The sequence below is a fragment of the Segniliparus rotundus DSM 44985 genome (assembly GCF_000092825.1).
GTDB classification, from domain to species: Bacteria; Actinomycetota; Actinomycetes; order Mycobacteriales; family Mycobacteriaceae; genus Segniliparus; species Segniliparus rotundus.
The window spans coordinates 1340197-1356559 of record NC_014168.1; the positions used below are offsets into that span (position 1 = coordinate 1340197).

A 16363-nucleotide genomic window follows, 5' to 3' on the forward strand; every position below is an offset into this window, starting at 1 on the left:
ATTCGTGTGTGTGACCGGTGTCGACGGCTCGGGCAAGTCGACGCAGATTTCTGCGCTCGCGCGGGCGTTCGCCGAACAAGGGCGGGCGGCGGGGCGAGTCTCTATTTGGGACGGGCTTTCCAGCGAGCGCATGAGGGGCGCGCTTGCTTTCCGCTCGCGCGAGGATGTGTACCGCTACCTGGGGATGCTCACTCCGGCGGCTCGGGCCTACTTCCTGTTCCACGCCTTACAGGTGTCGATGGACCTCGCTGTCGCTGGCGTGTGGGACGTGCTGCTGCTGGACGGCTACTGGTACAAGTACTACGCCACAGAAGTGGCGCACGGGGCCGACCGAGAAGCCGTGCGCGCCATGGCGTTGGGGTTCGCGCGCCCCGACCGGACGTTCTACCTGACGGTCGACCCCGCCGTCGCAACCGCACGAAAAGCCTGTCGCAGCGATTACGAAAGCGGTTACGGGGACGCGCGGCGCTTCTTGGATTTCCAGCGCCGCAGCCAGACGTTGCTCGACGCGCTCGCTCGCGAGCACCGGTGGACCGCTCTTGACGGCCGCTCGGAGCCCGAACAGATCACCCGCACGATATTCGGAGAGCTTCAGAAAGAAGGGGCAGCATGAGCCAAACACCGCGCCGGGTCACAGTGGTGGGCGTCGATGGCTGTGGGAAGTCGTCGTTCATCCAGCGCCTGCGGGAGACAACGTTCGCGGATATGGATGTCGCGTCGATCACGTGCCCGGATTTCCACGACACCCGCAATGCTCCGCTGCAGGCGCTCTCGCGACAGCTGAAAGCATTCAGCGACGGAGCCGATGTGATCGGACGGCCAGCGGCCAAAGCCTCGGCCCTCTATTTGCAGATGACGCTCTACGGGCCAGTGGAACAGTTCTTCATCCAGTCCTATAGCCCGGATATGCTTGTGTGCGAGCGGCACCCGGTCGTCGAATCCCTGGTCTACGGCCCGCTGTACGTCCAATTGGGCAGCCAGCAGCCGATGGCCGCCGACGATGAAACGGCGCTTCGCCCGCTGCTGGACCAGCATGAGCCGGGGACCATGGACATGATTCTCGACTGGTACCGCCGCCACGCGGCCCGGTCGGGGCTCCCGGGCGGGCTGTGGGATGTGCTGCGCGACGTCGCAGAGCTGGTGGGCCAGGGGCCCGAGGCGGCTATCCAAGGGTTCGGCGCGCGCTATCAGACGACGCTTCCCGACGACGTGCTGTGGCTTGACGCCCCGCCGGAGCTGGCGGCCCGGCGTTGCGCCGCCCGGTCGGAGTCGGGGCAGATCGAAGCGCATGAGACTCCGGAACGTCTTGCGTTCCTGCGCGAGCGCTACCTTGCCGTGCGCGACCTTTTCGAGCAACGGATCCCGGGCACCCGTTTTCATGTGATCGAGACCAGCGACGAGACGAGCCCCGACATGCTCGTGGCGGCCGCGGCCGCGGCGCTCGGATTCGCGTGACGGGGACGGGCGAGGATGTCGTGCCTCGGCATCCGAGCGTGCTGCACGCGTTGCGCAGCCATGCGCTGGGGGGGACACAGCGGACGATAACCGTGCTGGGCCGCAGCACTGCGGCGCTGGGAGTGTCCGAGCTCGCGGCAGCAGCCCAGCGGTATGCGGCAGTGCTCTCCGGCCTCGGCGTGCGGGCAGGGGACCGGGTGCTGTTGGGGATGCCGACCCGACTGGAGTCGTTGATCGGATTTTTCGCCGTCCAGCTGCTCGGCGCCGTGCCGGCGCCGGTGGCGGTGCCCGCTGGCGCGCGAAGGGAAGCGGCCGAGCGGACCCTCGCGGATCTGTCGCGGTATTTGCGGCCTGCGGCGATTGTGGCGCCGCAGGCGGTGGCGGCCGAGCTCGCGCAGCGACGCGGCTCGCTGGGCGAGCTCGTGGTGGACGGCGAAGCCGTGTTCCGGCGCGCAAGCGAGCCGGGAGCCTCGCTGCACGAGTTCCGGCTCCCGAGACCGAGTGAACCCGCGTTCATCCAGTGCACATCTGGATCGACCGGCAACCCCAAGGGGGTGGTTGTCTCGCACGCGAACATCGCGTCCAACTGCGAGCAGATAGCGGAGTTCGCCCGCTGGGGCGTTGACGACGTCTGGGTCGGCTGGCTTCCCCTCTACCATGACATGGGGTTGATCGGCGGACTGTTGACGCCGTTGTTCGTCGGGAGCAGCGCCGTTTTCTTGCCCCCGGCTCGGTTCTTGCGCAGCCCGGCCCAATGGCTCCGCGCCATCGGCGAGTACCGGGGCAGCATCAGCGCCACTCCGAATTTCGGCTTGGCGTACGCGGCGGCACGGATCGGGGAGGCCGAGCTCGATGCGGTCGACGTCTCCAGCATGCGGAGAATTTTTTGCGGAGCTGAGCCGGTCGGCCGCCGCGACGTCGAGGCGTTCACCGAGCGGTTCGCCCGCCACGGGCTGCCGGCTGACGCGGTGGTTCCCTGCTACGGGCTCGCTGAGGCCACACTCATTGTCACTGCCGCAAGCCCCAGCGAGTCCTTGCGCGCCGATATTGTTTCGCGGCGCGCGCTGGCGGCGCAGGGCCGCGCTGTGCCCGCCGTCCAAGGCGACCCTGACGCCCAAGAGGTGGTGGAAGTCGGCCAGGCTGTCCGAGGAACCGAGATCCGGGTCGTGGACGAGGCTGACGGGCCGGTCGCCGACGGCGTTCTGGGCCTGGTGCAGTTCCGAGGGCCGTCCCGAACCGACGGCTATTACGAGTTGCCTGAGGCCACGGCGGATTGCTTACGGCCGGGCGGTTGGTGGAACACTGGCGACATCGGATACATGCGGCGCGGGAGTTTGCGGATCACCGGGAGGCAACGCGATCTCATCGTGATCCGGGGCGCCAACTACTTCCCGGACGATTTCGAGCGGGCCGCGCAATCGGTCGACGGCGTCGTGCCCGGCGCGGTCGTCGCCACTGGCGACCATGACGCGGCCTGCGGCACCGAGCAGCTGTGCCTCATTGTGGAGGTCGCGGCAGAAGCCGGCAGCTATCGCGAGCTGGATCGTTCTATCCGGGCCGCAGTGAGCGCCCAGACCGGTGTCGCCGTGTCACGGGTCGTTTTCGTGCCCCGGCACAGCATTCCGAAGACCACCAGCGGCAAGGTCCGCCGCGCCTTGGCCCGCCAGAGGTTCGTCGTCGAGGCCGGTCCCGGCGACGTCGCGGCCCTCGGTTGACCGCTTGTTCCCGGTCGGCTCCGCGGCGGTGAAGGCGCGGCAGATGCGCGCGAGCGCGAGATTGGCGGCGAGCGCGCCGACGATGACCATGCCGGTCTGGCCCACGTCTTTTTGCGCGCCCGTTGCCACGAGCAGCAGTCCGGCCCCCAATCCCATTCCGGCCGCGGCGAGCATTGTTGTCCCAGGCCGTCGGACTGCCGTCAGCACTGCGATGTTGTGCGCGAACGCGACCGGCGCCGCCAGCGCGCAGGCCGCGAGGGCAGCGGTCCTGTCGATGGTGTCGCCGACCAGGCACTGCCAGAAGGCGATATTGAGTCCCAGCGCTGCGACACTGCTGGCCGCGGCGAGCGCGGCGCTGAGCGCGCTGACGAGCGGGCGCCGGGTCAGCCCCGCCGCCAGGAGGGCGCCAGCGGCAAGTGCGGCGGCAAGCGCAGTCACGCTCATCAGGGCATTGCGGTAGAGGGATTGGCTCATCGCGGCTGCGCCAGTGATTGTGACCTTGCCGTCTGCGAGCCCGCCGTATTTTGTGTTGGCGGCGACAGCCTGGGCGACCTCGGCGGCGCGCAGCGCCGAGCCGTCCGCCACCGAACCTGAGCTGCCGTAGACGAACAGCCGAGTCGCCCGGCCGTCGGGTGAGAACAGCAGCTGTTTTGCGAAGTCGTACGACAGCGAGTCGATGGTCTTCTGCGACACGTAGAAGACGCCCTCGCCGCTGTCGTCGAAGTCGGCGCTGATCGTTCTCAGGCGCGCCGACAGCTGGACGACCTGGGGCAGCACGTCCTCGACCGATGTGCGCAAGCCCGCCACAACGCCCTTGAAAGCTGCGAGGGCGGTTTTCATGCGCGCGATCGCCGCCGGTGCGCCCGCGAAGGCTTCCGTGGCGGTCTTCGACCCCGCTGCCACCTGGTTGGCGCTTTCCGAGAGCCTGGCGATGCTCTCGACTAGGTTGTCCACCGGATCGATGACTTTGCGCAGCGCTGCGCACAGGGGGTCAGCGGCGCAATTCGCCACGCCGTCCGTCCAGTGCCGCACCGGGTCCAGGTTCGCGGCCAGGGCGGTGGCCGAGTCCTGGATGTCTCTGGCTCCGCCGCTGATCGAGCCCACGGCTTCTTGCATGGTTCTCAGGCCTTTGGCGCCTGTGGCCATGGAGCGTTCGAGCTCGTCGGCCGCAGTGGAGACGTGGTCGATCGTCGCCGACAAGGTTTTGATGGCGTCGATTTGTGGGACGAACGCGGAGACCTGGTCTTGCAGTTGGTTGGCGAGGTCTCCGGCCTGATGCGCGATGGTGGCTTCTGACCAGGGTCTCGCGCCAGGCCAGCTCGCCGACTGCACCGTTCGGACGCCGGGCATGTCCATGAGGCGCCGGGTCAACCTGTCGATCGCGATGAGCCCGGAAGGCGTGCGCAGGTCTCGTCCCGTTTCGACGATGACAACGGTCGGCAGGAATTGCGAGGCCGGGAAATGCTCCGGCGCCGCCTGCTGACGGTGCGATTCGTCGTTGTAGCGTCCGACGGCGACGGGGGCCGCCGCTGCCAGCGCGGCGAACATCGCGCACACCAGAGCCGCAGTGGGCCGCCGCGCCGCTGCCGACTTGGACGCTGCGCCGCCGGGGGAGCCCAGCCTTGCATCGGCGAGCGCTGCCAGCGCGGGGAGCAGGGTGAAACCGGCGAGCAGCGCCAACGCAGTCCCGACAGCTGCGGGCACAGCGATGCCCCGCACTGTGGGATTGGGAGCCAGCGCGGTCGCTCCCAACAGCACAGCCGCAGAAGCCCCGATTGCCCAGATTCTCGGCGCGACGAGCTTCAGCGCGCTCTTCTCGGCGATTGGCGAATCCTCGCGGCCGTGCTGGCGCCGTTGTTCGCGCAAAAAGATCACAGCGAATTCGGCGCCCGCGCCCATGGCGAAGGCGACCGTGACCGCAATGGAGAACGCGGGCATACCCGACAACGCGGCAACAGGCGCGCGGCCTGTGAGGGGAACAGCGACCAGGCTTGGCAGCGCGCCCGTCAGCAAGACCATGCCGACCGGCAGTGCCGCGCGGCAGAGCAGCCAGGCCAGGGCGGCTATCGCGAGCAGGATCACAACACAGAGGACTGCCGCCTGCGCACCGGTGAGGTCCAGGGGCCCGCCCATGGTCGTCGCCGGGCCGACGATCTCGGCCCGAACGCCCGCCGGGGCAGGCACGCTCTGCACCGCGGCCCGGGCCGCGGCCGCAGAATCACGGGCCTGTGAACTGCCTGCCTCGCCGGTCAACCACATCATCGCGGAGCTCGCCCGGTGGTCTTTGCTTTCCGAGGCGGGCGCGACAAGCGGGTCCGACCATATGCCGAGGACCGAGGCGACGTGCGCGCGGTCGTTTCGCAACGCCGTGACGACTGCGGTGTAGTACGCGTGGTCGTTCTCGGTGAGCGGTCGGGAGCTTTCGAACACCACGGAGCTGGTCGTGTTCGAACCAGCGCCGTCGAATACGGTCCCAGCGCGGAGCGCGGCAGTGGTCGCCGGGTCGTCGCGGGGCAGCATCGGCGACGAGTCCGGATTCGACAGGCGCCTTGCCGGAGGTTCCAGCGTGTTCGCCACGATGGCCGCCAGCAGCCAGACGATGACGACGAGCGGCGCGGCATGGCTCGCAAGTCTGTCGAACCAGCGCGGCGCGGACGCGCGCTTGCGCTGGCCCGGTGGCTTTTCCATGGTTTCTTTCTTCTGACTTCGGGATCTGTGGCGAGCATGCCTTCCTGCGCGGCGGGCGCTTATCCGCCCGGCTGCTGCGCACAACGTGCCGATGCCAGTTTTTGTTAGGCGGATCACCGCAGAATGTATCACGCCAACGGATGGCGGACAGGATTTCCCGCCACTTGCCGGACTGCGCTCGTGGCTCCTGTTTCTGTCGGTCTGGTGCGTTACGGTACTGGGCATGTCGATCTGCGGTGTGGAGCTCTTCGCCGGCGGCGGCGGACTGCTCCTCGGTTCCGCGCTCGCGGGCGTCCGGCACGAGTTCGCTGTCGAGCGGGACCGGTGGGCGTGCGACACCCTCATGCAAAACGCAGCTTCGGGCTATCCGTTGGTGCGTGGCCTGAAGGTGCTGCGCGGCGATGTCCGCTCGGTCGACTGGTCCCTGTCCAGCGGCCAGGTCGACCTGGTCGCGGGCGGCCCGCCGTGCCAGCCGTTCTCGCTCGGCGGCAAAGCGCGCGCGGCCGACGACGCGCGCGACATGTTCCCGACGCTCGCCGAGGCGATCGCGGCGCTGCGCCCGAGGGCTTTCGTCGTGGAGAACGTCCGGGGCCTGACCCGGCAAAGCTTCCACGACTACTACTCGTACGTGAAACTCCGACTGGCCCACCCGCAGATCGGTTCGCGGGAAGGGGAGACCTGGCGCGAGCACGCCGCGCGGCTGGAGAAAGAGCACACCGCTGGGGTCGGCTCCGCGCTTGTGTACAACTTGGTGGACCGTGTCGTGGACGCGGCGGACTACGGCGTGCCGCAGCGGCGCCACCGGGTGTTCATCGTCGGCTTCCGTTCCGACGTGCGCGCCGGGTGGGCCTTCCCCTCGCCGACCCATTCGGGCGAAGCGTTGCGCCTCGCGCAGGTCCGAGGAGACTATTTCGAACGCCACAGGGTGCGCGCGAAAGACCGCGTCGTGATCCGCCAACCAGGTCAAGGCGATCCGGACCTCTTGCCGTGGCGGACTGTGCGCGACGCGCTCGACGGGATGCCCGAACCCATGCCCGGCGGCACGTCCGGCTGGTTGGACCATAGATTCCAGCCGGGCGCGCGCAGTTATCCCGGCCACACGGGATCGCCCGTGGACGAGCCGAGCAAGGCGCTCAAGGCAGGCGGCCACGGCGTTCCGGGCGGCGAGAACATGCTGCGCAGGCCGGACGGGTCCATTCGGTACTACTCGGTTCGAGAGGCCGCCCGGATCCAGACCTTCCCGGACGAGTACGCCTTGCGCGGCTCCTGGGGCGAGGCCATGCGACAGATCGGCAACGCGGTTCCGGTGCTTTTGGCGAAGGTCGTCATGTCGAGCGTGGCCCGGCATTTGCAGCAGGACTCGGACAGGGCGGCGGCTTCCCCTCGGCTTCGCGCGGTGTCGTGACAGTGCAAGCCTTCGACCCGCTGAGCTACGAGAATCTGGGCGCGTCGATCACCCGTGCCATGGACGAGCAGCCCGTCCAGAGCCTTGTCGGGATGGCCCGGTTCGACGGCGCCGGTGTGTACGCCCTGTACTACACCGGCGGGTTCGCGCCGTACGACAAGCTCGCGCAGCAGAACCGGTCGCACCCCGGCTCCTGGGCGCTGTACGTCGGCAAGGCCGAAGCCGAGACGCGCCGTAAAGGGGACCCGAACCAGACAGCTGTGCTCGACGGGCCGAAGCTCTTCCATCGCATCGCGCACCACCGCGCCTCCATCGAGAAGACGGGCAATCTCGACCCGGACGATTTTCAGGTCCGGTTCCTCGTCCTCGCCCCCACCTGGGTGCCGCTCGCCGAGCAGGTCGGCATCCGCATCCATCGCCCGCTGTGGAACGTCGTCGTGGACGGGTTCGGGAACCACGACCCCGGTTCCGGTCGCAAAGAGGGGACGCGCTCGCGTTGGGACACGCTGCATCCGGGCAGGGAGTGGGCGGCGAAGCTGCGGCCGCGCCTTGAGAGCGAGACACGGATCAACGAGGACATCGTCCAGCACTTGGACGATCCGGAGCAGACGCTCTTCGAACTCTGACATCCGCTTGCTAGGGTATCGCCCATGCCATATTTGCGCCACGACGGCGATGTCGCGATTCTCTACCTCGGCGCCGAAGGGGCCGAACTCGACCCGCAGAATCCGGAGAACCGGTTCACCAACGAATGGCTGAGCTCGGTGAACGATCTTCTCGACGAGGTGGAGGCGACGGGCGACGCCGAGGGCTCCGGCGCGCTGGTGGTGACCGCGACGGGGAAATTCTTCACCAACGGACTCGACGTTCCCACACTTCTCGGCGACTCCACCGCGTACCTCGGCGCCGTGCACAATCTCTATGCCCGTCTGCTGGCGCTCCCGCTGCCGACAGTCGCCGCCATCAACGGGCACGCGTTCGGCGCTGGCGCGATGCTCGCCACTGCCCTGGATTATCGGATCATGCGGGTGGACCGCGGGTATTACTGCTTGCCCGAGGTCTCGCTCGGCATTCCGTTCAGCCCTGGGATGCGGGCGCTGTTGCGCGGCAGGCTTCCGGCGCAGACCGCTTTGGAGGCGATGGCCACCGGGCGGCGCTATGGCGGCCCGGACGCTCATGCCGCAGGGATTGTCGAAGCGACGGCGCCAGAGCAAGATGTGCTCTCGTCGGCAATCGCCCGCGCCGCCGAGCACGCGGGAACACGGGGCAAGAACCTCGGCGTCATCAAGTCCGGCTTGCACGAGGCCGCCCTGGCCGCCCTTGCGATGGAGACGACCCTCTGAGGGTTAGTCTTCCAGATCCACCACCACGGGGGCGTGGTCGCTCGCGCCTTTGCCTTTGCGTTCCTCGCGGTCCACGCTCGCCCCTTGCACCGCGCGCGCCAGCGCGGGGGAGCCGAGCACGAAATCAATCCGCATGCCCTCGCGGCGCGGGAAGCGCAGCTGTGTGTAGTCCCAATAGGTGTAGAGCCCCGGTCCGGGGGTGTGGGGGCGGGCCACGTCGGTGAACCCGGCCTGCTCGAACGCGAAGAACGCCGCGCGCTCCGGGGCCGAGGTGTGGGTTTTGCCTTCAAAGAGCGACGGGTCCCACACGTCCTCGTCGAACGGGGCGATGTTCCAGTCCCCGGCGAGCGCTATCTTCGCTTCCGGGTCTGCCGCGAGCCAGCCCTCGGCTTGGTCTTTGAGCGCGGCGAGCCAGTCGAGCTTGTATCGGTAGTGCCGGTCGGCGAGATCGCGCCCGTTGGGCACGTACAGGCTCCAAATACGCACCCCGCCGCAGGTGGCGGCGATGGCGCGCGGCTCGGGCTCCGCGGGGGCCTCGGGGTCTTTGTGGAAGCCGGGTTGCCCGTCGAAGCCGATGCGCACGTCGCCGAGCCCGAGCCGGGAGACAATGGCCACGCCGTTCCACTGTCCGTTGCCGGTGTGCGCCACTGCGTACCCGGCCTCGCGGAAGGGCGCTTCGGGGAACTGCGCGTTCGCGCACTTCGTCTCTTGCAGGGCGAGCACGTCCACTTGGGAGCGTTCCAGCCACGCGACGGCCCGGTCTGCTCGGGCACGGATCGAATTGATGTTCCAGGTGGCGATGCGCATGCCTCCGAGCCTAGTCGGCCCGGCGATGCGCTCGCTGTTGCACGAGAATGTCAGTGCCCGCGCGTAAAGTTCTTGGCATGGCTGCGTCAGCGTCGTTCTTCCACGGTTCCGCCAAACCCGCCGCCGAGCAGATCAACGGCTTCCACCAGGAAGTCGTCGATGAGTTCCGGGCGAACGGGGGCAAGGCCGGCGGAATCTTCGAGGGCGTCCCGCTGGCCCTGCGGAGCAGGCCCCGATCTTCGCGCAGCATCAGCAGAGGACAGCTCGCAAAATTCCGCTCTTCGAGCTCGTGCGGCGCGCAGCCGCCTGAGCATGACAGGCGGGGTAGGAATAGCTATCAATGGGTAAGATAGGTAAGGAAGGGTAAGCTTTGCCCATGCGGCATGCCCGGAATCCTTTCACTCCTTCGTTTGGAGCTACCCCGCCGAAAGTCGCAGGCAGGGGGGAGATGGTGGAAATATTCGGCCGCTCCCTGGACTACGGGCCGGGCGCGCCGGGCCGGGCGGTGTTCTACACAGGGGCACGCGGCTCGGGCAAGACAGTCATGCTCAACGAGGCTGTGGTCCAGGCGAGAGAGCGGGGCTGGCTGGTCGTCAACGAGACGGCGCGGCAAGGATTGACCGACCGGATTGTCACGGTGCATGTGCCGAGACTGGAGGCCGAGCTCGGAGCGGCAACGGCGAAACGGCGGATCAGTTCGATCACGGCCCCCCTCGGGGCAGGGGCGGTCGCATGGCAGACCAGCGAGCCCCCTCGGGTCCGCGACGACCTGCAAACTCGGCTGTTCGACCTGGCTGACAGGCTCGCTGAGCATGAGACAGGGCTGCTCATCACCATTGACGAGATCCACAAGAGCGTCAAGGAAGAGCTGCGGGAACTCTTCCATGTCCTCCAACTCGCGAATCGCGAGGGCAAGGATGTCGCTTTTGCCTCCGCGGGCCTCCCCTCGGCGGTGCATGATTTGCTCAACGACGATGTGCTGACTTTCCTCCGGCGCGCGCAACGGCATTTGCTCGGACCGGTGAGCAGAGAGGAAGCGTCGAAAGCGGTGCAGGAGCCGCTCGTGGCCGCAGGTGTCGAGATCGACGCGCAGACAGCTCGCGACGCTGTGGATGTGACCAGGGGCTACCCGTTTCTCATCCAACTCGTCGGCTATCACTTGTTTGAAACCGCGCGAGGCGGCCGTGTGACGGCAAAAACAGCGGCGTCCGCAACGCGCGAGGCGCTCGCCCAGCTCGGTCGGCTCGTGCATGAGCCAGCATTGCGCGATCTTTCCGCTGCGGACCGCGCCGTCTTGCGCGCCATGGCTCAGGACCAGGGCAAACCCTCCAGGATGGCGGACCTCGTCGACCGTCTGCGAAAGCCCAGGAGCTGGGTCAACAACTACCGTTCCCGCCTGATCGCCGCCGAAGTCATCGAGCCTGCGGGGCGTGGCCTGGTGCGTTACACGATTCCGTACCTCGGCGACTCTCTGCAGCGGGAGGCGCCTGCGGAGGATTGGTGAGTTCTCGTTCAGCTCACCAGCGTGCGCGGCGTGGTCTCGACCGATCCTCCGGTCACCGACCGCCAAGCGCGTTCTAAGAGTTCGACGCCCTGGGCGAGCACCGGTTCGGGCTGCGTGTGCGGGATGCGCAGATGCCGCTCGAACGCCCCGCCGGTGCCGAACCGAGGCCCGGCGGTCACCGCCAGGCCGATCCTCGCCGCCGCGGCAGCGAGCGCCGAGCTCATCGGCTTGGGCAATTGCACCCAAAGGCTCAGGCCGCCTTTGCCGGTGGTGGGCTCCCAGTCCGGCAGGGCGCGCGCGAGCTCTGCGGTGAGGAACGCCCGCCTGGTCACGGCGAGTTCGCGGCGGTTCGGGAGGATGTGGTCCGCATTCGCCAGCAGATGCGTGGCCGCGAGCTGCTCGACAATGGGCGTGCCGAGGTCGATCGCGGGCCGGGTGGCGGCCACGCGCCGGATGACTTCGGCTTCGGCCCGGATCCAACCAAGGCGAAGACCGCCCCAGAAAGACTTGGACATGGACCCGAGGGTGATTGCCAGTTCGGGCCGCTCTGCCATCAGGCTCGCGAACGGAGCCGGGGGAGCGTGCTCGTGCCAGATGTCCAGAAGCGACTCGTCCACCACGGTCAAAGTCCGAGTGCGCAGCACCGCTTCGGCCAAGGCAGTGCGGTCTTCGATCGGCATGGTGAGCCCGGTCGGATTGTGGTTGTCAATGGTCAGCACCGCGAGGTTCGGCGCGGTCTGGCGCATGGCGATGTCGATGGCCGAGGTTTCCCAGCCCGCCTCGACCCCGAGTCTCGCCTCGTGGTCCGTCACGGATCTGACTCCCACGGGGACCGGCTTCGCCCCGTGGCGGCGCACTGCTTCGAGCAGGCCCATGTAGGTGGGGTGCTCGACCAGCACGCGGTCGAGCGGGGCGACATAGGTCGCGAGCAGGAGGGCCAGGCCGTGCTGTGCGCCGTTGGTGATCATGATCTGGTCGGGGCTGGTCGGCAAACCTCGGTCGCGGTAGCGCTGCGCGACGGCCTCGCGAAGTTGCGGCAGGCCGAAATGCTCCAGTCCGATGCTCGCGAGATAGGGGCACAAGGAGTCGACGGCTTCGCGGTACGACTCGAAGATCACTCCTTCTGGCGCGGCCAGGGCGGCGTTGGCCAGGTCGATCCCCGTCGGCGGGACGGGGATGGGGCCGTCGGCGGGGTTGGCCCGGTTCCCTTGGGGCAGCGCGGTGGCGCTGCGGGCGCCTTGGCGTCCGACGAGGTGGCCGGATTCGCGAAGCTCGCCGTAGGCCGAGGTCACTGTGGTGCGGCTGACCCGAAGCGCCTGGGCGAGGGTGCGTTCGCTCGGCAGCTGCGCGCCGAGCGGCAGGCGCCCGTCGAGGACCGAAAGACGAATGGCGTCCGCGAGAGCGTGATAGACCGGCCCGGCGTCTGGGGCGGTGCGCCAGTTCCCGAGATGGCGGGCCAGCGTTGTGGCGTCCACAGGGGCTCCGGTCGTCGCTGCGGAAATTGGTCGAGGAAGAGTTCTCGTCACGAGTCCAGATTAGCAAAACTGGATATTGAAATAAAGTCCAGATATCGAGCATGATCCATGCCATGGAACATCACGCCCGAATTCGGCGCCAGCCCGCGCAGCGCACCCCGAACCTCCGCGATTGCTCGCGGCCACGGATCGCCCCTTCCGGCGAGGGCTACTTTTCCTTCCGGGATCTCGCCCTGGTGTTGGGGCTCACGCTCTACGGCCTTTCCATGTCCCTGATGGTCCGCGCGAACCTCGGCCTTGACCCATGGGATGTGCTGCACCAGGCGCTCTCGATCCGGACAGGTCTTTCGATGGGCCTGATCTCGGCGGTTGTCGGCCTTTTGGCCCTGATGGCATGGGCGCCGCTGAAAATCAAACCCGGCATTGGCACGGTGTGCAACGTCGCCGTCATCGCTGTCGTCGTCGACGCGGGGCTGGGCGCTATCGAGCCGCCGTCCTCGTTCGGATCGAGGGCGGCGATGCTGTTCGGCGGGGTCGCGCTCAACGCGGTGGCCACGGTTCTCTACATCGGGGCGGACATGGGACCTGGTCCTCGTGACGGAATCATGACTGGACTGGTGGCGCGCACCGGGCGCCCGGTGTGGTTGGTCCGCACCAGCATCGAGGGAACTGTGTGCGCCCTTGGCTGGCTCCTCGGCGGCACAGTCGGATTCGGCACGCTGGTGTACGCCTGCGGGATCGGCCCTCTGGTGCAGCTCGTCCTGAAGTTCGCGCCGAAGGACGTGTTGGCGCGCAGCGGTTGGTCCATCGCCTTGGACGCGCGACCGGTCGTCGCGAAAGCGCAGCCCGCCGACTGAACTGTGCCGGCGGGACTGTATCGAGAGGTTACCCTCGCTGCATGCCGTATTCGTTCTCGTTCGACGACGTCGAATACCTCGGCTCCGCATCGGGACAGGAAGCGCTTGCGCGCGTCGACGAGCTCCGCCTCGCAGGGGCCAGCCTCGTCGGGGACATCGCCAGAGTCCGCGCCCGGTTCGGCTCTGCTGCGGCTGCCTTGGTGGAGACGGTGCTTTTGCGGCGCAAAGCGAGCGAAAAGCTGCTTGGCGCGCAGCAATGGCTTTTCACCGACGAGGCTGTGCAGCAAGCCACGCCGACGCTGGTCGCGCGCCATCGGGCCAGGCGGCTGACGGGCCGTGCGGCGCACGACGTCACATGCTCCGTGGGCGCGGAGCTGCCAGAGCTCGCCAAGACCTGCGCCGCAGTGCTCGGCTCCGACGTCGACCCGGTGCGCCTCGCCATGGCGAGGCGCAATCTGGTGGACGAACAGCATGTGGGTTTCGCCATGGCGGACGCGCTCGCCCCGGCGAGCCGGGGCTGCGTCCTCGTCGCCGACCCGGCTCGGCGGTCCGCCGCCGGGCGCACCTTGGACCCCGAAGCCTTCCAGCCAGCGTTGCCCGCCCTCTTCGAGTCGAGCGCAGGAAGGGATTTTGTCGTCAAATGCGCGCCCGGGCTTGATTTCGCAAAGCTGCGCGACATTGGTTTCCAGGGCGAGATCGAGGTGGTTTCCCTCGCGGGCGTGGTCCGTGAGGCGGCGTTGTGGTCCCCGAGCCTTGCCACCGCCCGGCGCAGGGCGAGCGTTCTCGGCCATCAAGGCTGCGTCGAGGAGCTCGTGGACACAGAGCCGGACGATTGCGCGGTGGCTCCCGCGGGACAGTGGATCGTGGACCCCGATCCCGCCGTCGTCCGTGCCGGCCTGGTCCGCCACTACGCCCATCGGCATGGCTTGTGGCAGCTCGACCAGCGGATCGCGTATCTCACCGGCGATGCCCTTCCACGCGGGACCCGTGGCTTCCAGGTTCTTGAGCAGTTGCCGTACAGCGAGAAGAGGTTGCGTTCGGCGCTGCACGCCCGGCACGTCGGCGCGGTCGAGATCCTGGTGCGAGGTGTGGACGTGGACTCGGGCGCGCTTCGCCCGAAGCTGAGGCTGCGCGGCGCGGAGCGCCTCGCTGTGGTGATCGCGCGGATCGGATCGCGTCCGGTCGCTTTTGTCTGCCGGCCGACATGGTGAGCGTGCGAGAATAAAGCCATGGGCATTCTGCGGCTTGTGGGTTTTGTGTTGCCGTTCGCAGCCGTGTCGTGCTCCGCGCCGAGCGCTCCAGCGGAGCATTTGTCGGATTGCGAGTCAGTGCGTGATCCGCAGGATTCGGGGGTCTGCGGGCTGCGGGCCGCTGGCGGGATGCGGTTCGAGGCGCGTTGGGCAAGCATGGTCGGGCATTCGGCCAAATCCGACCCCGACGGGAAATGGCACATCCACATTGAAATAAAGGTGTTCGGCAGGGATGGGGTGAAGCGGCAAGCCATCCGGCAAGAAGGGCTCAATCCGCCGTTTTTTGCGCTCAAGGACCTCGACGGCGACGGGCGTGACGAGCTGCTCATCTCGACGTTCGAAGAGGACGGCGAAACCATGGCGGAGGTGTGGCGCAGCGACGGGGGCAAGGCCTACGCCGATGTCGGCCGAGTCGCAGCCGCTGTGCGGCCGACGGCCAAGAACGGAATCTTCGTCTCGCAAATCCATGCGGGCGCCCCGCAAAGCGACTTGCTGTTCGCCAAGTTCCAAGGAAGCAAAATCGTGCAGCTCGCGACAGTTCCGGCGCCTCGCGAAAACGAACAATGCCACGCGCAGGCGAACCTTGGGGAAACGGGCATGGCTGAAGAAGAGGCGCGCGAGTATTTCTGCGCCGAAGCCGCTCGTTTGCGCTGATCGGCGAATGCCGTGCTGACGGATGTTGGCGCCAGACACTCGCGTTTGCGGGTCGCAAGAGGTGTGCTGTTGCGCCAGGGCCGTCGGCCTACGGCGGGGGCGGGGTGTTGAGCGAGCCGACCACGTCGATGACGACGTTGCGCGCCGCGATGGGGCCCGCGCCCCGATACCACCATTGGTCGCAGACCGCGAACACTTGTTTCTCGCGCACGGAGGCGAGTCGTCGCCACTGCGGCGAGGACACGACGCCCTCGCCGAACGACTCGGGCTCACCGAAGCTGACATAGACCAGATCTCCGTCGGCCTCGCCGAGCTGGTCTTTCCCGATGGCCTGGGCCGCGCCCGAGGATTGTGCCGGCGGGCGGTCCACGCCGAGGTCGGCGAGCACCGAGCCGGCGAAGCTCTCTGGCCCTTCGATGGCGATCTTCCTGTCGTCGAACCGCACGAGCGAGGCCCTGGTGTGCGCCGGGTCGAGCGTCCCGTCCTGGCGTTGTTCGTCGACGAACGCTTGATAATCGCGCAGGATCGCCTGCGCCTGCTGCTCGCGCCCGAACACTGCTGCCAGCGCCTGGAACTGCTGTTGCCACACTGAGGGGGACAGCGGGCCTCGGCGCGGCCCGACCGGCAGCACCGGCGCTATCGGGCCAAGGTCCGCGCCCAATTCCCCGATCAGGTCGGAAGAAACCAGGACGAGGTCGGGGCGCAGATCTCGAACCTGGCCCATCGCCACGGAACCGACTGCGCCTGTCTGCGGGATTGTTGTGATGAACGGGCCGAGATAGTTCGGGGGGGCTTGCCCGGCCCGCTCGGCGACCCGGCCCACAATGCGCTCGCCCAAGCCGAGCGCGCACAGCCCGTCCAGCAGCGAGTCGCCGACGACGAGGATCCGGCGCGCCTGGGCAGCGGCTGGAGCCGCTGCTGGTTGCGGCTCTGGCGGAGCCGAGGGTTCGGGCGCCGCAGGGGGCGCGGGAGCGGGCGGCTCTTCGTCCGGGTCGGCCAATCCCTCAGGCGTGGGGACCGCGAACACCGGCGGCGCGCAGTCTCCCTGCTCGATATGCGCAACGCCGATCAGATTGATCCCCCCGATCTCGGTGCGTTCTTTGGACACCGTCGCTCCGGGGACAGGTCTCGCTCCCTCGCCGCACCCGGCGAGAAGCAGAGCTGTGGCGAGCAGCGGCACGAACATGGGGCAAGGGCGACGCATCACAGG

Annotated in this window: 14 protein-coding genes and 1 pseudogene; 11 read left to right on the top strand and 4 right to left on the bottom strand. The window is 68.0% G+C overall.

The features are described from left to right. The first annotated feature begins 10 nt into the window (after nucleotides 1-10). Genes SROT_RS06755 through SROT_RS17060 form a run of 3 tightly spaced genes read left to right on the top strand, consistent with a single transcriptional unit; the run spans nucleotide 11 to nucleotide 3170 of the window. A complete protein-coding gene (locus tag SROT_RS06755; protein ID WP_187288066.1) occupies nucleotides 11-613 on the top strand; it encodes a dTMP kinase in 603 nt (200 codons plus the stop codon). Further along, nucleotides 610-1455 (top strand): hypothetical protein, encoded by an 846-nt coding sequence (locus SROT_RS06760; protein WP_013138269.1) that lies wholly within the window; start codon nucleotides 610-612, stop codon nucleotides 1453-1455. The genes SROT_RS06755 and SROT_RS06760 overlap by 4 nt, the downstream gene beginning before the upstream one ends. After that, a complete protein-coding gene (locus SROT_RS17060; RefSeq protein WP_013138270.1) occupies nucleotides 1452-3170 on the top strand; it encodes an AMP-binding protein in 1719 nt (572 codons plus the stop codon). Before SROT_RS06760 ends, SROT_RS17060 begins: the two co-directional genes overlap by 4 nt. A 198-nt stretch (nucleotides 3171-3368) precedes the next feature. On the opposite strand, the pseudogene SROT_RS06770 reads toward SROT_RS17060, so the two are convergent. Then, nucleotides 3369-6083 (bottom strand): annotated as a pseudogene (locus tag SROT_RS06770) (MMPL family transporter); the annotation flags it as partial. Here SROT_RS06770 and SROT_RS06775 point away from each other — a divergent pair. The 3 genes from SROT_RS06775 to SROT_RS06785 are packed head-to-tail and all read left to right on the top strand — an operon-like array spanning nucleotide 6082 to nucleotide 8606. Next, a complete protein-coding gene (locus tag SROT_RS06775) occupies nucleotides 6082-7263 on the top strand; it encodes a DNA cytosine methyltransferase (protein WP_013138272.1) in 1182 nt (393 codons plus the stop codon). The pseudogene SROT_RS06770 and the gene SROT_RS06775 sit on opposite strands and share 2 nt — an antisense overlap. After that, nucleotides 7260-7889, top strand: coding sequence for an Eco29kI family restriction endonuclease (locus SROT_RS06780; protein WP_013138273.1), 630 nt, complete (start codon nucleotides 7260-7262; stop codon nucleotides 7887-7889). The genes SROT_RS06775 and SROT_RS06780 overlap by 4 nt, the downstream gene beginning before the upstream one ends. A 24-nt stretch (nucleotides 7890-7913) precedes the next feature. Further along, complete coding sequence (locus SROT_RS06785; protein WP_013138274.1) at nucleotides 7914-8606, top strand: enoyl-CoA hydratase/isomerase family protein; 693 nt, start codon at nucleotides 7914-7916, stop codon at nucleotides 8604-8606. Nucleotides 8607-8609: 3 nt separating this feature from the next. On the opposite strand, the gene SROT_RS06790 is transcribed toward SROT_RS06785, so the two are convergent. Continuing rightward, nucleotides 8610-9413, bottom strand: coding sequence for an exodeoxyribonuclease III (locus SROT_RS06790; RefSeq protein ID WP_013138275.1), 804 nt, complete (start codon nucleotides 9411-9413; stop codon nucleotides 8610-8612). Between the two features lie 77 nt (nucleotides 9414-9490). Between SROT_RS06790 and SROT_RS06795 the strand changes: the two genes are divergently transcribed. Next, the gene (locus SROT_RS06795; RefSeq protein ID WP_041407035.1) at nucleotides 9491-9766 is read left to right on the top strand and encodes a hypothetical protein; all 276 of its coding nucleotides are present in this window, start codon (nucleotides 9491-9493) and stop codon (nucleotides 9764-9766) included. A 23-nt stretch (nucleotides 9767-9789) separates the two neighbouring features. Next, a complete protein-coding gene (locus SROT_RS06800) occupies nucleotides 9790-10917 on the top strand; it encodes an AAA family ATPase (RefSeq protein WP_041407036.1) in 1128 nt (375 codons plus the stop codon). A gap of 8 nt (nucleotides 10918-10925) precedes the next feature. Here the strand turns inward: SROT_RS06800 and yczR are convergent, their stop codons facing one another. Beyond that, the gene (gene yczR / locus SROT_RS06805; RefSeq protein ID WP_483475653.1) at nucleotides 10926-12443 is read right to left on the bottom strand and encodes a MocR-like transcription factor YczR; all 1518 of its coding nucleotides are present in this window, start codon (nucleotides 12441-12443) and stop codon (nucleotides 10926-10928) included. Between the two features lie 62 nt (nucleotides 12444-12505). Here yczR and yczE point away from each other — a divergent pair, with 62 nt between their 5' ends. Genes yczE through SROT_RS06820 form a run of 3 tightly spaced genes read left to right on the top strand, consistent with a single transcriptional unit; the run spans nucleotide 12506 to nucleotide 15153 of the window. Further along, nucleotides 12506-13249 (top strand): membrane protein YczE, encoded by a 744-nt coding sequence (yczE, locus tag SROT_RS06810; protein ID WP_013138278.1) that lies wholly within the window; start codon nucleotides 12506-12508, stop codon nucleotides 13247-13249. Between the two features lie 41 nt (nucleotides 13250-13290). Beyond that, nucleotides 13291-14460, top strand: a complete 1170-nt coding sequence (locus tag SROT_RS06815; protein WP_013138279.1) for a THUMP-like domain-containing protein — start codon at nucleotides 13291-13293, stop codon at nucleotides 14458-14460. 18 nt (nucleotides 14461-14478) lie between these two features. Beyond that, a complete protein-coding gene (locus tag SROT_RS06820) occupies nucleotides 14479-15153 on the top strand; it encodes a hypothetical protein (RefSeq protein WP_013138280.1) in 675 nt (224 codons plus the stop codon). Nucleotides 15154-15241: 88 nt separating this feature from the next. Here the strand turns inward: SROT_RS06820 and SROT_RS06825 are convergent, their stop codons facing one another. Then, nucleotides 15242-16357: an ABC transporter substrate-binding protein gene (locus SROT_RS06825; RefSeq protein ID WP_245535393.1), complete on the bottom strand. Its 1116-nt coding sequence runs from the start codon at nucleotides 16355-16357 to the stop codon at nucleotides 15242-15244. Nucleotides 16358-16363 lie beyond the last annotated feature (6 nt).

Coding starts and splice junctions, on each gene's coding strand:
- SROT_RS06760 (WP_013138269.1), top strand. CDS start 610: ATGAGCCAAACACCGCGCCGGGTCACAGTGGTGGGCGTCGATGGCTGT.
- SROT_RS06775 (WP_013138272.1), top strand. CDS start 6,082: ATGTCGATCTGCGGTGTGGAGCTCTTCGCCGGCGGCGGCGGACTGCTC.
- SROT_RS06785 (WP_013138274.1), top strand. CDS start 7,914: ATGCCATATTTGCGCCACGACGGCGATGTCGCGATTCTCTACCTCGGC.
- SROT_RS06790 (WP_013138275.1), bottom strand. CDS start 9,413: ATGCGCATCGCCACCTGGAACATCAATTCGATCCGTGCCCGAGCAGAC.
- SROT_RS06795 (WP_041407035.1), top strand. CDS start 9,491: ATGGCTGCGTCAGCGTCGTTCTTCCACGGTTCCGCCAAACCCGCCGCC.
- SROT_RS06800 (WP_041407036.1), top strand. CDS start 9,790: ATGCGGCATGCCCGGAATCCTTTCACTCCTTCGTTTGGAGCTACCCCG.
- yczE (WP_013138278.1), top strand. CDS start 12,506: ATGGAACATCACGCCCGAATTCGGCGCCAGCCCGCGCAGCGCACCCCG.
- SROT_RS06815 (WP_013138279.1), top strand. CDS start 13,291: ATGCCGTATTCGTTCTCGTTCGACGACGTCGAATACCTCGGCTCCGCA.
- SROT_RS06820 (WP_013138280.1), top strand. CDS start 14,479: ATGGGCATTCTGCGGCTTGTGGGTTTTGTGTTGCCGTTCGCAGCCGTG.
- SROT_RS06825 (WP_245535393.1), bottom strand. CDS start 16,357: ATGCGTCGCCCTTGCCCCATGTTCGTGCCGCTGCTCGCCACAGCTCTG.